The 13,918-nt window shown below is 72.1% G+C and carries 12 protein-coding genes; 8 read left to right on the top strand and 4 right to left on the bottom strand.

Annotation, left to right across the window (positions count from 1 at the left end; all coding sequences use genetic code 11):
* Window positions 1-76 precede the first annotated feature (76 nt).
* The 3 genes from JOD63_RS12095 (at window position 77) to JOD63_RS12085 (ending at window position 3,939) form a co-directional block, all read left to right on the top strand.
* Entirely contained in the window at window positions 77-1,099 is a 1,023-nt protein-coding gene (locus tag JOD63_RS12095) for a pyridoxal-phosphate dependent enzyme (RefSeq protein WP_084613317.1), read from the top strand.
* Complete coding sequence (locus tag JOD63_RS12090; protein WP_045274274.1) at window positions 1,096-2,253, top strand: cystathionine gamma-synthase; 1,158 nt, start codon at window positions 1,096-1,098, stop codon at window positions 2,251-2,253. Before JOD63_RS12095 ends, JOD63_RS12090 begins: the two co-directional genes overlap by 4 nt.
* Window positions 2,254-2,379: 126 nt before the next feature.
* Entirely contained in the window at window positions 2,380-3,939 is a 1,560-nt protein-coding gene (locus tag JOD63_RS12085) for an SLC13 family permease (RefSeq protein WP_045274284.1), read from the top strand.
* A 93-nt stretch (window positions 3,940-4,032) separates the two neighbouring features.
* Here JOD63_RS12085 and JOD63_RS12080 read toward each other — a convergent pair whose 3' ends face one another.
* Window positions 4,033-5,091: an SDR family NAD(P)-dependent oxidoreductase gene (locus JOD63_RS12080; RefSeq protein WP_045274285.1), complete on the bottom strand. Its 1,059-nt coding sequence runs from the start codon at window positions 5,089-5,091 to the stop codon at window positions 4,033-4,035.
* Between the two features lie 51 nt (window positions 5,092-5,142).
* Between JOD63_RS12080 and JOD63_RS12075 the strand changes: the two genes are divergently transcribed.
* Together JOD63_RS12075 and JOD63_RS18255 are read left to right on the top strand one after the other, a co-directional pair.
* Window positions 5,143-5,739, top strand: a complete 597-nt coding sequence (locus tag JOD63_RS12075; protein ID WP_045274286.1) for a TetR/AcrR family transcriptional regulator — start codon at window positions 5,143-5,145, stop codon at window positions 5,737-5,739.
* Between the two features lie 4 nt (window positions 5,740-5,743).
* Complete coding sequence (locus JOD63_RS18255) at window positions 5,744-6,859, top strand: FUSC family protein (RefSeq protein ID WP_211088106.1); 1,116 nt, start codon at window positions 5,744-5,746, stop codon at window positions 6,857-6,859.
* A gap of 21 nt (window positions 6,860-6,880) precedes the next feature.
* Here the strand turns inward: JOD63_RS18255 and JOD63_RS12065 are convergent, their stop codons facing one another.
* Together JOD63_RS12065 and JOD63_RS12060 are read right to left on the bottom strand one after the other, a co-directional pair.
* Window positions 6,881-8,284 carry an aspartate aminotransferase family protein gene (locus JOD63_RS12065; protein ID WP_045274287.1) on the bottom strand — a complete coding sequence of 468 codons (1,404 nt, stop codon included), beginning with the start codon at window positions 8,282-8,284 and terminating at the stop codon, window positions 6,881-6,883.
* A gap of 118 nt (window positions 8,285-8,402) precedes the next feature.
* Window positions 8,403-9,416, bottom strand: a complete 1,014-nt coding sequence (locus JOD63_RS12060) for a LacI family DNA-binding transcriptional regulator (RefSeq protein ID WP_045274288.1) — start codon at window positions 9,414-9,416, stop codon at window positions 8,403-8,405.
* 74 nt (window positions 9,417-9,490) lie between these two features.
* Between JOD63_RS12060 and JOD63_RS12055 the strand changes: the two genes are divergently transcribed.
* Both JOD63_RS12055 and JOD63_RS12050 read left to right on the top strand, forming a co-directional pair.
* A complete protein-coding gene (locus JOD63_RS12055; protein WP_045274289.1) occupies window positions 9,491-10,204 on the top strand; it encodes a ThuA domain-containing protein in 714 nt (237 codons plus the stop codon).
* Complete coding sequence (locus JOD63_RS12050; RefSeq protein ID WP_045274290.1) at window positions 10,183-11,271, top strand: Gfo/Idh/MocA family protein; 1,089 nt, start codon at window positions 10,183-10,185, stop codon at window positions 11,269-11,271. The genes JOD63_RS12055 and JOD63_RS12050 overlap by 22 nt, the downstream gene beginning before the upstream one ends.
* A gap of 42 nt (window positions 11,272-11,313) precedes the next feature.
* On the opposite strand, the gene JOD63_RS12045 is transcribed toward JOD63_RS12050, so the two are convergent.
* On the bottom strand, window positions 11,314-12,477 hold the full coding sequence (locus tag JOD63_RS12045) for an ROK family transcriptional regulator (protein WP_084613319.1): 1,164 nt from the start codon (window positions 12,475-12,477) through the stop codon (window positions 11,314-11,316).
* A gap of 135 nt (window positions 12,478-12,612) precedes the next feature.
* Between JOD63_RS12045 and JOD63_RS12040 the strand changes: the two genes are divergently transcribed.
* On the top strand, window positions 12,613-13,914 hold the full coding sequence (locus JOD63_RS12040) for an ABC transporter substrate-binding protein (protein WP_245243927.1): 1,302 nt from the start codon (window positions 12,613-12,615) through the stop codon (window positions 13,912-13,914).
* Window positions 13,915-13,918 lie beyond the last annotated feature (4 nt).

Below are 13,918 nucleotides of genomic sequence, written 5' to 3'. Positions count from 1 at the left end.
AGCCCTCTGCTTCACACCCTCAGCGACCCTGACGACCCTCCGCGCCCGGCGCGGCAACACCGAGGACACTCCACCCGTGCGCTACGCCCGCAGCGTCGCCGACCTCGTCGGCGACACCCCTCTCGTCCAGCTGAACCGCGTGACCGACGGCATCGCCGCTACGGTGCTGGCGAAGGTCGAGTACCTGAACCCCGGCGGCTCTGCGAAGGACCGCATCGCGCGCCGCATCATCGACGCCGCCGAACGCGACGGCCTGCTCCGCCCCGGCGGCACGATCGTCGAGCCGACGAGCGGGAACACCGGCGTAGGGCTCGCCCTCGTCGCCCTCGCCCGCGGCTACCGCATGATCTTCGTGGTGCCCGACAAATTCGCGGGCGCCAAGGTCGCCGTGCTGAAGGCGTACGGCGCGGAGGTCGTCGTGACGGAGACGGCCGTGGCCCCCGACGACCCGCGGTCGTACTACGGCGTCGCGGACCGGCTCGTGCGCGAGATCCCGGGGGCGTTCAAGCCCGACCAGTTCGCGAATCCGAACGGTCCTCGCAGCCACTACGAGACGACCGGCCCCGAGATCTGGCGCGACACGGGCGGGCGGGTCACGCACGTCGTCGCCGCGATCGGAACCGGGGGAACAATCACCGGCACCGGCCGCTACCTGCACGAGGTGTCAGGCGGCGCGGTGCAGGTCGTGGGCGCCGACCCCGAGGGGTCGATCTACTCCGGCGGACCGGTCCACGGCTACCTCGTGGAGGGCGTCGGCGAGGACTTCTGGCCGGCCAGCTTCGACCCGTCGGTCCCTGACCGCATCCACCGCATCTCCGACGCGGAGTCATTCGCGATGGCCCGCCGCCTCGCTCGCGAGGAAGGGCTGCTCGTCGGCGGATCCAGCGGCATGGCGGTCGTCGCGGCACTGCGCACCGCGCGGGGCCTCCCTGCCGACGCGGTCGTGGTGGTGCTGCTTCCCGACCACGGCCGCGGCTATCTCGATCGCTTCTACGACGACGACTGGATGCGCGCGAACGGATTCGATCCGGACGCCGACGCCCCCGCAGTGACCGTGCTCGAGGCATCCGCCACCACATCCGAAGGAGACACCGCATGACCGACATCGACAGCCGAGGCTTCGAGACCCGCGCGATCCACGCCGGGCAGACGTTCGACCAGGTCACCGGGGCGGTGATCCCCCCGGTCCACTTCTCGACGACGTACGCGCAGGACGGCATCGGCGGGCTGCGCCAGGGATACGAGTACGGCCGCAGCGGAAACCCGACCCGCTCCGCCCTGGAGACGCAGCTCGCAGCGCTCGAAGGCGGGGCGCACGCGCTCTCGTTCGCCTCGGGTCTCGCCGCCGAGGATGCTCTGCTGCGTGCGGCACTGCACCCCGGCGACGAGGTGCTGCTCGGTGACGACGTGTACGGCGGGACGTATCGGCTCATCGCCCGCGTCCTCGGAGGATGGGGCATCGGCGTCCGCGTCGTCGACATGAGCGACCTCGCGGCCGTCGGTGCCGCACTCGAAGAGCGCCCGGCCCGCGTCCTGTGGGTGGAGACGCCGAGCAACCCGCTGCTGCGCATCACCGACATCCAGGGCCTCGCCCTCCTCGGGCACGAGGCCGGAGCCCTCGTCGTGGTCGACAACACGTTCGCGTCGCCCGCCCTGCAGCAGCCGCTGGCGCTCGGGGCCGACGTCGTCGTCCACTCCACGACCAAATACCTCGGCGGCCATTCCGACGTCGTCGGGGGTGCGCTCGTGCTCAACGACGACGCGCTGTTCGAGAAGGCCAAGTTCCTGCAGTTCGCAGTGGGCGCGGTGTCGGGTCCGCTCGATGCCTGGCTCACCACGCGCGGCATCAAGACGCTCGGCGTGCGGATGCAGCGACACAGCGAGAACGCGCAGGTCGTGGCATCCTTCCTCGATGCGCATCCGGCCGTGGAGCGCGTGTACCACCCCGGTCTCGCCTCGCACCCGGGCCACGCGATCGCCGCGCGCCAGATGAGCGGATTCGGGGGCATCGTGTCCATCGCGCTCGGGGACGCGGCATCGGCCCGACGGTTCGCGGAGTCGACGCGCCTCTTCCAGCTCGCGGAGTCGCTCGGCGGCGTCGAGTCGCTCGTGAACCACCCGGACGAGATGACGCACGCTTCGGTGCGGGGGACGGAGCTCGCCGTGCCGCCGGAGGTCGTGCGGCTCTCGGTGGGCATCGAAACCGCAGCGGACCTCGTCGCCGACCTCGAGGAGGCCCTGGCGCGGCTCTGACCGGACGTCCGCCTCGCCGCCGCTCCGGCCCCCGCCCTGCCCCCCCCACGGAGCTGAACGAGCAGAGACGCGTCACGCGTGCCGCGCGGGGCGGGGCGGGGTGGCGGGCATCGCTACGCTGAGCGCATGGACCCCGTCGTGGCGACACTGGCGATCCTCGGGCTGGCGGTCGTCGCGTTCGTCAGCAACCGGGTGCCGATCGGCGTGGTCGCCATCGGGGTCGCGCTCGCGCTCTTCTTCACCGGCGTCCTCACGCTCGACCAGGCGCTCGCCGGGTTCGGCGATCCGACGGTGCTCTTCATCGCGGGCCTGTTCGTCGTGAGCGAGTCGCTCGATGCGACCGGGGTCACCGCCTGGGCGGGGCAGCAGGTGATCGGGCGCGCCGGCACCGGACGCACCCGGCTCATCGTCGTGGTCGGCATGCTCGTCGCGGTGCTGTCGGCGCTCATCAGCATCAACGGGGCCGTGGCCGCCCTGCTTCCGCTGGTGGTGGTCGTCGCCGCGCGCGCCGGCATGCCGGCATCCCGATTCCTCATCCCGCTCGCCTTCGCGGCGTCGGCCGGGTCGCTGCTGCTGCTCACCGGCACCCCCGTCAACATCGTGGTGTCGCAGTTCGCCGCCGACAACGGCGGCCGGGCGTTCGGCTACTTCGAGTTCGCCATCGTGGGCGTGCCGCTCGTCATCGGCACGGTGATCATCCTGGTGCTCGGCGGCAGGCTCCTGCCCGACCGGGCGGGAGCTGTCATGCCCGTCGATCTCGTTCGGCACGTGCGGCTGCTGCGGAACGAGTACTCGGTCAGCCTCGACACGGGGGTCCTCCTCGGGCCGTCCAACGGCGTCACCGAGGTCGTCGTCGCCCCCCGCTCGCCGCTGATCGGCGCGCGCCTGTGCGCCGGGATGACCACGCCCGAGGGGGATGTGGTCGTGCTCGCGGCGCGGCGGGGCGACGAGGAGCTCAAAGGAGCCGAGTTCACCGTGCAGGCGGGCGACGCGCTGCTGCTCCAGGGGGCGTGGGACGACCTCGAACGGCGCTCGACCGACCCGGGCGTGCTCGCCGTCGATCCGCCGGCGCGGCTGCGCCGCTCGGTGCCGCTCGGCACCGGCGCGAAGCGGGCGCTGATCGTTCTGGCCGCCATGATCGTGCTGCTGGCCACCGGACTGGTGCCGCCCGCCGCGGCGGCGCTCCTCGCGGCGTGCGCGCTCGTGCTCACCCGCACGGTGAGCGGGACGCAGGCGTATCAGTCGATCTCGTGGACGACCATCGTGCTCATCGCGGGCATGATCCCGCTGTCGACCGCGTTCACCGAGACGGGCGCCGCCGATCTGCTCGCCGCCGGCATGCTGTCGCTGCTCGGCACGGCGAGTCCGCATCTCGCCCTGCTCGCCCTGTGCCTCATCACCCTCGTGCTCGGCCAGCTGATCAGCAACACCGCCACGGTGCTCATCGTGGCGCCGATCGCGCTCGCGGTGGCCACCACGATGGAGGTCTCGATCCAGCCGTTCATGATGGCGCTGACGGTCGCCGGTGCGGCGGCGTTCTTCACGCCGATCGCGACACCGGCGAACCTCATGGTGATGCAGCCCGGCGGCTATCGCTTCGGCGACTACTGGAAGCTCGGGCTGCCGCTCGCGGTGCTGTTCCTCGCTGTCGCGGTGCTCCTGGTGCCGGTCATCTGGCCGTTCTGAGGCGAGCGGCGGGGCCGACCGGTGCATCCGCAGACGCAGGCGTGCCCCGGCGGTTCGGGTCCGCCGGGGCACGCCTGATCCGGCCTGCGAGGGTCAGGCGACCGACCAGCCGCCGTCGCTCGCGAGCACCACGCCGTTGACGTTCACGCCGTCGTTGCTCAGGAGGAAGGTGATGGATGCCGCCAGGGCGTCGGCCTCGACCGCGTCGGGCAGGATCGCCATGGCTCCGCGCACGCGCTCGGCGCCCAGCGGCGAGGCGAAGGTGGCCTCGATGTTGGTGATGGTCGGGCCGGGGGCGACCGCGTTCACGCGGATGCCGCTCGGGCCGTACATGAACGCGCTCGACTTGGTGATGCCGACGACCGCGTGCTTCGACGCCGTGTAGGCGACGCCGGCGGCCGAGCCGCGGAGGGCTGCCTCGGAGGCGGTGTTGACGATCGAGCCGCCGCCCTGCGCGAGCATGGTCGGCACGACCGCGCGGATCAGCTTCATCGTGCCGTCGACGTTCACGCGGAAGACGCGCTGCCACACGGCGTCGGTGACCTCGCCGATCGGGGTCATGTCGTCCATGATCCCGGCGATGTTCGCGAGACCGTCGATCGTGTCGCCTGCAGCCTCGACGATCCGGGCGACCCCCGCGTCGTCGGTGATGTCGGCGACGAGCGCGACGACGTCGGCGCCCGGGTGCTCGGCGACGAACTCGTCGAGGCGCTCCTGGCTGACGTCGACGGCGATCACGCGACCGCCTTCGCGGGCGACCCGCGACGCGGTGGCGCGTCCGATGCCCGAACCCGCGCCGGTGACGATGAGGGTCTGTCCGGTGAAGCGCCCCTGGTCGATGCGCTCGAGCCACTCGCGCAGCGGGACGGCGGGGGCGGATGCCTCGACCTCGTCGTCCACCACGGGGGTGATGGGCGCGCCGGCGGGCACGTCGCCTGCGGCAGCCCGGCGCACGAGGTCGTCGAGCATCTCCTGCGTGAACGCGCCGCGGCTGAGCTTCACGAGGCGCTTGATCGCGAGGCGGCTCACCGGCTTGAAGACGGCGGGGGTCTGACCGCTGTCGGCCAGCATGTCGGTGAGGATCGCGTTGCCTGTGGGGTCTGCGAGCCAGCCGGCGATGGAGGTGTCGGCGGTGAGGGTGGTGGTTGCCATGTTCGGGTCTCCTTTCGACCGGACAACTATGTCCGGTACTAGGCTACACCCGTGTCGACCACCGAGCGCCCGCGCGCGAACCGCGGTCCTGCCGCCGGACCGGAGAACCGTCGCGCGCTGATCGCGGCAGCTCGCGAGGTATACGCGGAGTCGGGGCTCGGCGCACCATTCAGCGCGGTCGCCAAGCGCGCCGGCGTCGGACAGGGAAGCCTCTACCGGCACTTCCCCGACCGCACGGCGCTCGCCGTGGCGGTGTTCGAAGACAACATCGCCGACCTCGAGTCGCAGACCATCGACGACGGCCGCACGGTCGACGACCTTCTCGCGGAGGTCGCCGCGCAGGCGATGGTCTCGACCGCGCTGATCGAACTGGTGACCGCCGACCTCGAGGACCCGCGGGTCGCCCTGCTCGGCGAGCGGTTCACCGGCGTCGTCGCGCGCCTGGTCGAGCGCGACCGCGAAAGTCGTCGCATCGGGACGCACGTCGAGGTCGCCGACGTCGCGATGGCCGCCGGGATGCTCGCCGGCGAGCTCTCACGCACGCCGCTCGCATCGCGGGCCGCCGCCGCCGCCCGAGCCCGCGCACTCTTCCGGGCCGCCTTCGCGCCGCCCGAGCCCCCGGCCGACACCCGGAACCCCTCGGACTAGCGTCGTGACAGCGGATCGACCGGAGGTGGGCGCGGACGTGTCGTCGCCCGACGAGCGGCGACGCATCCCCTGGTCGCGCACGGCCACGATCTCGACAGTGCGGAGCCTGTACACGATCCGCCCCTCGCCCGGGCCCCGCTGGCCGCTCGCGCTCCAGGCGGCGCTCGCGATCGCCGCACCCATCGCCGTGATGACGCTGCTCGGTCGTCCCGACCTCGGCTACCAGGCGGCCACCGGCGCGTTCGCCGCGCTGCACGTGTCGCAGCTGCGGGCGCGCGAGCGGGCGACGGTGCTGCCGCTCGTGGTGGTCGGCCTCATCGCGTGCGCGGCGCTCGGAGTGCTCGTCGGGTCATCCACGGTCCTGACGCTCGTCGGCATGGCGGTGGTGACGGTCGGCGCGAGCGCGTTCATGTTCGGGTGCCGGCTCGGTCCTCCCGGGCCCCTGTTCTTCGTGCTCACCTTCGGGATCGCGGCGCACGTCGCCGCGGTCGCCCCGGGCTTCCACCCGGTCACCTACCTCGCCGCGGTGTCGGCCGGCTGCGTGTTCTCGTATCTGGTCGCCCTCGCGCCGCTGGTGCGGCCGCGCCGGTGGCGCGAGCCGCGGCGTCGGCTGCACGAGATCCTCGCACGACAGCCGTGGGATGCCGACAGCTGGAGCCTCTTCCAGCGCTCGGTGCTCGTCGCGGTCATCGGCTCGGTCGCGGGGATCCTCGTCGACCCCGACCGCGCGTACTGGATCGTCGCGTCGGGCATCGCCGTCGTCGGAGTGGTGGCGTCTCGCCGGGTCGCCGTCTCGCGCGGCATCCATCGCATGATCGGCACGGTGGGCGGAGCAGGACTGTACTTCCTGCTCGTCCTCGTGCCCTGGGCGGGTCTGTGGCTGGCGGCGCTGCTCGGAGCGCTGCAGTTCGCGATCGAGATCGTGGTGGTGCGCCACTACGCGATGGCGCTGGTGCTCATCACCCCGATGGTGCTGCTGCTGACGGGGGCGGCGACCGGCGACATCGGGTCGAGTGCGGTCGCGCTCGAGCGCATCCTCGACACGATCGTCGGCTCGGTGCTCGGTCTCGTCGCCATCATCGTGCCGCCGGTGCGGCGCACCGGCCCCGCCGCCCGGTAGAGCGGCGGGGCGGGATCGGCGTCAGAGCCTGGTCCAGGCCTCGGTGAGCACGCTCCGCAGGATCTGCTCGATCTCGTCGAACTCGCTCGGTCCGATCGTGAGCGGCGGGGCGAGCTGGATCACGGGGTCACCGCGGTCGTCGGCGCGGCAGTAGAGGCCGGCGTCGAACAGGGCCTTCGAGAGGAATCCGCGCAGCAGCCGCTCCGACTCGTCGTCGTCGAACGTCTCCTTGGTCGACTTGTCCTTGACCAGCTCTATGCCGAAGAAGTAGCCGTCGCCGCGCACGTCGCCGACGATCGGCAGGTCGGTGAGCTTCTCGAGCGTCGAACGGAAGATCGGCGAGTTCTCGCGCACCCGCTCGAGCAGGCCCTCCTCCTCGAAGATGTCGAGGTTCTCGAGGGCGACCGCCGCCGACACCGGGTGTCCGCCGAAGGTGTACCCGTGATAGAACGCGGTGTCTCCGTGGGCGAAGGGCTCGTAGATGCGGTCGCTGACGATGGTGCCGCCGAGCGGCGAGTACCCGCTCGTGACGGCCTTCGCGAAGGTGATCATGTCGGGCTGGTAGCCGTACGCGTCGCACGCGAACATGTGGCCGATGCGCCCGAACGCGCAGATGACCTCGTCCGACACGAGCAGCACGTCGTAGCGGTCGCAGATCTCGCGTACCCGCTGGAAGTAGCCGGGCGGCGGAGGGAAGCATCCGCCCGAGTTCTGAACCGGCTCGAGGAACACCGCGGCGACCGTGTCGGGTCCCTCGAACTGGATCATCTCCTCGATGCGGTCGGCCGCCCAGACACCGAACTCCTCGAGGCTGCCGGTGGGCGCCCCCATGTCGGACGCGCGGTAGAAGTTGGTGTTCGGCACCCGGAACCCGCCGGGGGTGACCGGCTCGAACATCGACTTCATGGCCGGGATGCCGGTGATCGCGAGCGCGCCCTGCGGGGTGCCGTGGTAGGCCACCGCGCGCGAGATCACCTTGTGCTTGGTGGGCTTGCCCTGGAGCTTCCAGTAGTACTTCGCGAGTTTGAACGCGGTCTCGACCGCTTCGCCGCCGCCGGTGGAGAAGAAGACCTTGTTGAGGTCGCCGGGGGCGTGGTCGGCGATGCGGTCCGCCAGCTCGATCGCGGCGGGGTGCGCGTACGACCAGATCGGGAAGAACGCCAGCTCTTCAGCCTGCTTCGCCGCGGCCTGAGCGAGGCGCTTGCGGCCGTGGCCGGCCGCCACGACGAACAGGCCGGCGAGGCCGTCGATGTACTTCCTGCCCTGCGAGTCCCAGATGTGGTGGCCCTCGCCCTTGGTGATGATCGGCACCCCCGGGCCCTCGGTCATCACGGACTGCCGGGCGAAATGCATCCAGAGGTGGTCCTTGGCCATCTGCTGCAGTTCGGCTTCGGTGCGGGCGGGACGAGCGGTCGTGATGGACATACGGGTCTCCTGTCGCGTCCCTCCCGACGATACCGGCGCGATCCCGGGCCGACCATGGGACGCTTCGTCCGGTTCACGCGCCCATCCCGGCGGACCGTCCGGACGGTTGAGCATCGGCTCAGGTCGAGTCGCGCACGACGAGACGGGTCGGCAGCACGATCGGCGTCGTCGCGAGATCAGCCCCCGCGGCCGTCGCAGCCAGGGCCTCGACCGCGGCGGCCGCCATCTCGCGGATCGGCTGGCGCACGGTGGTCAGGGCCGGGGTCAGCCACCGCGCCGCACGCAGATCGTCGAACCCCACGACGAGCACATCGTCGGGGATGCTGCGCCCCACGGCCGCCGCGGCCGCGTAGACGCCTGCGGCCATCTCGTCGGTGCAGGCGAACACGCCGAGCCGCTCCCCGGCGGGCAGCGCCTTCAGCAGCGGGAGCGCGCCGTCGCGTGCGGCGGGACCGCCCCAGTCGCCGGCGATGACCGTCGGCGTCGCCGCGGGGCCCAGCCGCGTGAGTTCGGCGGTGAACCCGGCCACTCGGGCGCGGCCGTAGCGGTACGCCGGCGTGCCGGTGACGACCGCGAACCGGGTGGCACCGCGATCTATGAGGTGTGCGGCGGCTACCGCGCCGCCGTCGCGGTCGGTTGTGCGCACCGAGGTGAGGGAGGAGGTGCGCTCGGCCTGCGGATCGAGCAGCACCAGGGGGATGCCTGCCTCGGTGAGGGTCTCGATCTGTGCTCTGGTGGGCGAGACGAGTCCGAGCACGACGCCGGCCGAGCCTCTGCGCCGGATGCGCATCGGCCAGTCGTCGGAGGGGATGTCGCGCTCCTCGGTGAGCACCAGGTCGTAGCCCGCCGCGGCGGCCGCGCTGCGGGCACCCGCGGTCACCTCGTCGGAGTACGCGTTGTGGAACCACCCGAGCACCAGGTCGAGGAGGCGCGCCGAACCGGCCGGTCGACCGCCGGCGGCGGGGTCGCGGGCGTACCGGAGGTCGCGCGCGGCAGCCAGCACGCGCCGGCGCGTGACCGCCGCCAGATCGCCGCGCCCGGCGAGGGCACGCGAGGCTGTCGCGATGCTGACACCGGCCGCAGCGGCGACATCGGTGAGCGTCACACGCGAGGCATCCGGTGGCGGTGGCATCCGGACAGTTTTGCGCAAGGTCGTCGTGCGCCGCTACCGGCGATGGCATCCTCGGTCGAGGAAAGGCATCACGGATGACGACGACGACATCGACCCGCACCGCGCTGATCGTCCGCGGCGGGTGGGACGGTCACCAGCCTGTCGAGGCGACCGACCTGTTCGTACCGCACCTGCAGGGCAGCGGATTCGACGTGACCATCGAGGAGTCGCCCGAGGTCTACGCCGACCCGGAGCGCATGGCTGCGACCGATCTCATCGTGCAGTGCGTCACGATGTCGCAGATCTCGGGCGAGGCCCTGACCGGGCTCCGCTCGGCCGTCGCGGCCGGCACCGGGCTCGCGGGGTGGCACGGCGGCATCGCCGACTCGTATCGCGCGTCGTCGGACTACCTGCAGCTCATCGGCGGACAGTTCGCCACGCATCCGTCGAGGCATCCCGATGAGGTGTGCGGCGACGCATCCGACAACTACCTCGACCACACCGTTCAGCTCACCGACGCGGGACGGGCGCACGAGATCATGCGCGGCCTCGACGACTTCGCACTGACCACCGAGCAGTACTGGGTGCTCCACGACGACCTCAACGACGTGCTCGCCACCACCACGCATCCGGTGCAGCCCTACCACCCGTGGCATCGACCGGTCACCTCGCCGGCGGTGTGGACGCGCGAATGGGGCGCCGGGCGCGTGTTCGTCGCCACACCCGGGCACCGTGTCGAGGTGCTCGTCGACCCGAACGTGCGCACCATCATCGAAAGGGGCATGCTGTGGGCAGCCCGCACGCGGTAGGCATCGTCGGGCTCGGGGTCATCTCGGGTCAGTACCTCGACACCCTCGTCGGCTCGTCGGCGGTGCGCATCACCGCCGTCGCCGACCTCGACCGCTCGCGCGCCGCGAGCGTGGCCGAGCGCATCGACGGGTGCCGCGTGCTCACCACCGACGAGCTCGTCGCCGACGACGACGTCGCCACGGTGCTCAACCTCACCATCCCCGCCGCGCACGCGGAGGTGGCGCTCGCCGCCATCGCGCACGGCAAGCACGTATACGGCGAGAAGCCGCTGGCGGCGACGTTCGACGACGCCAGGCGGATGACGGATGCCGCGGCCGCAGCGGGAGTGCGACTCGGAAGCGCGCCCGACACGGTGCTCGGCACGGGCGTCCAGACCGCGCGCGCCGCGATCGACCGGGGTCTCATCGGCACGCCGGTGTCGGCTGCGGCCACCTGGATCTCGGGCGGCCACGAGTCGTGGCATCCGCACCCCGACTTCTACTACCGCACGGGCGGCGGGCCGCTCCTCGACATGGGGCCGTACTACATCACCTCCCTCGTGCAGCTGCTCGGACCGGTCGTCGCAGTGTCGGGCGCCGCGTCGCGCTCTCGCTCCGAGCGCGAGATCGGATCGGGTCCGCGGGCCGGGGAACGCGTCGCCGTCGAGGTCGACACGCACCTCGCCGGCATCCTTCATCACGCCTCCGGCGCCATCTCGACGGTGACCATGAGCTTCGACGGCGACGCGTCGACGGCGCACCCCATCGAGGTGCAGGGCGTCGACGGGGCACTCGTGGTGCCCGACCCCAACACCTTTGCCGGCGACGTGCTGCTGCACCCGCGCGGCGGCGACTGGCGGCGCCTCGGCCCGTCGGCCGGCTACGTCGACGCGGGGCGCGGCGTCGGCCTCATCGACCTCGTCGCCGGCCACGGCCGTGCCGACGGTGCGATGGCGCTGCACGCGCTCGAGATCATGACGCTGCTGCAGCGCTCCGCCGAGTCGGGCGTGCGCGAGCCGCTCACGACCACCCGCGACCGCCCGTCGCTCGTGCCGCTCACCGCGGCCGGAGCATGGCGGACGGCGTAGGGCGGGGGTAGGGCAAAGGGGCCTCCGCGCCCAGCCTCCGCGTCAGGCGGTGGGATCGCGCAGCAGGTCGGCGAACGCGGACTCCGCGGCCCCGATGAGCAGGCGGTCCTCGGCGAGCGATGCGACGCGGATGTCGAGGTCGTCGGCGGTCGAGTCCATCGCCTGGGCGGCGACCGCGGCGCGGAGCCCTTCGGGGTCGTGCGCGGCGATCGTCGCGAGGAACCCGCCCAGGACGACGACCGACGGGTTGAGCACGTTCACCGCGTTCGCGAGCGCGGTGGCGAGGATGCGGCGCTGCCGCTCGAGTTCGGCGGCGACACCCGGGTCGGCCCCGGCGGCTGCCAGCGCGGCGGCGAGGGTGGGCTCGTCGGCTGCGCGCAGCCCCACGGCCTCGAGCAGGTGAGCACGGCTCACCTCGTCTTCGAGCACACCGCCCTCGGCGCGACGATCGGCGGACGCGGCGATGCCGGGGCGGTTCTGGCCGAACTCCCCCGCGTATCCTGCGGCGCCGGCCACGGGCATCCCGTGCACGATCAGGCCGCCGCCGATGCCGCTCGCGCCGCCGTTGAGATACACCACATCGTCGACTCCGCGCGCCGCTCCGAACAGGTGCTCCGCGAGGGCGCCGAGGCTCGCGTCGTTGTCGACCGCGACCGGCAGCCCGGTGGCGTGCGCCACCAGGTCGCGCACGGGCGTGTCGATCCAGCCCAGGTGCGGGGCGTTGCGCACGAGCCCGTCGGCCGCGCGGACCAGGCCCGGAACGGCGAGGCCCACGCCGATGATGCGGGCGTCGGCGAGATCGCCGGCACGCCAGGCGGTGATGCGGTCGGCGATGAGGGTCGCGGTCTCGTCGGGGGAGAGGAGGTGGTCGACCTCGATGCGCTCGCGCAGCCGGATCGTCCTGTCGAGGCCGACGGCGGCGAGGGTGAGCGCGTCGACCTCGGGGTTGGCCGTCACCGCGACGACCCGGGGGTCGGCGACGACCACGGGCGACGGGCGTCCGACGCGGCGCGCCGGGTCGGGTGCGCGCTCCTCGACCAGGCCCTCGTCGACGAGGCGGCCGACGAGGTCGGCGATCGTCGAGCGGTTGAGCCCCGTCGCCTCGGTGAGCGCGGCGCGCGAGAGGGGCCCGTCGACGTGCACGAGCCGCAGCAATCGCGCGAGGTTGCGCTGACGCACGCCTTCGGCGGGGGACGGATCGCTCACCCGATTCACTGTACGGGCAGACGCGTTGCCGAATCGGTATTTGTTGCTCTTGACCGCAAATCTCGTTCCGTCGTACCCTAGGTCGCGTCCACACCACTTTCGACGTTGAAGTCGAAACTTTCGAGAGGTTCGAAGATGAACACACGCAGCACGATGCGGCTCGCCGCGGCTTTCGCCGCGACAGGTCTCGCCGTCGGTGCGCTCGCCGCGTGCTCCGCGGGCGGCACCGACGACGGCGGCGACAGCGACGGCGGCGACGTCACCCTCACGTGGTGGCACAACGCCACGTCGGGTCCTCTCCCCGCCGTCTGGGAGGAGGTCGCCGCCGAGTTCGAGGAGGCGAACCCCGGCGTCACCGTCGAGCAGACCGGCTACCAGAACGAAGAGCTGCAGCGCACGCTCATCCCCAACGCCCTCGCGGCAGGAGACCCGCCGGACCTCTTCCAGGTCTGGCCGGGCGGCGAGCTGCGCGACCAGGTCGAGAACGGCTACCTCATGGCGCTCGACGACGTCATCCCCGACACCGTCTCGAGCGTCGGCGCGACGGTGAACCCGTGGCAGGTCGGCGGTGAGACCTACGCGGTGCCGTTCACGTTCGGCGTCGAGGGGTTCTGGTACAACACCGACCTGTTCGACCAGGCCGGCGTCGAGGTGCCCACCACGTTCGACGAGCTCATCGAGGTCGTCGGAGCCCTGCGCGAGGCGGGGATCACGCCGATCGCCGTCGGCGCGGGCGACGGCTGGCCCGCCGCCCACTGGTGGTACCAGTTCGCACTGAAGTCCTGCTCGCCCGACGCGCTGGCGGCGGCCGAGACCGACTTCGACTTCAGCGACGAGTGCTTCGTGGAGGCCGGCGAGCAGCTGCAGGACTTCCTCGGCATCGAGCCGTTCCAGGACGGCTTCCTCGGCACCCCCGCCCAGCAGGGCGCGGGCAGCTCGGCCGGACTCGTCGCGAACGGCGAGGCGGCGATGGAGCTCATGGGCCACTGGAACGCCGGTGTCATCGGTGGCCTCACCGCCGATCAGCAGGTTCCGCCGTTCCTCGGCTGGTTCCCGGTGCCGGGAATCGACGGCGCGGCCGGCGACCCGACCGCAGCCCTCGGCGGCGGCGACGGATTCGGATGCTCCGCCGACGCTCCGCCGGAGTGCGCGGACCTGCTCGCCTACATCATGAGCGACGACGTGCAGGCCAGGTTCGCCGCCTCGGGCTCGGGCATCCCGACGGTGCCCGCTGCGCAGGCATCGCTCGAGGACCCGAACCTGCTGATGGTCGCCGAGGGCCTCTCGCAGGCCTCGTTCGTGCAGCTCTGGCTCGACACCGCCTTCGGAACCACAGTCGGAAACGCCATGAACGAGGGCATCGTGAACCTCTTCGCCGGCACCGGCTCGCCCGCGGACATCGTCACCAAGATGCAGGACGCGGCGGCGACGCTGTAATCCG

It is taken from the genome of Microbacterium terrae (assembly GCF_017831975.1).
Lineage (GTDB): Bacteria > Actinomycetota > Actinomycetes > Actinomycetales > Microbacteriaceae > Microbacterium > Microbacterium terrae.
This window is presented reverse-complemented; position numbering and strand designations above follow the sequence as displayed.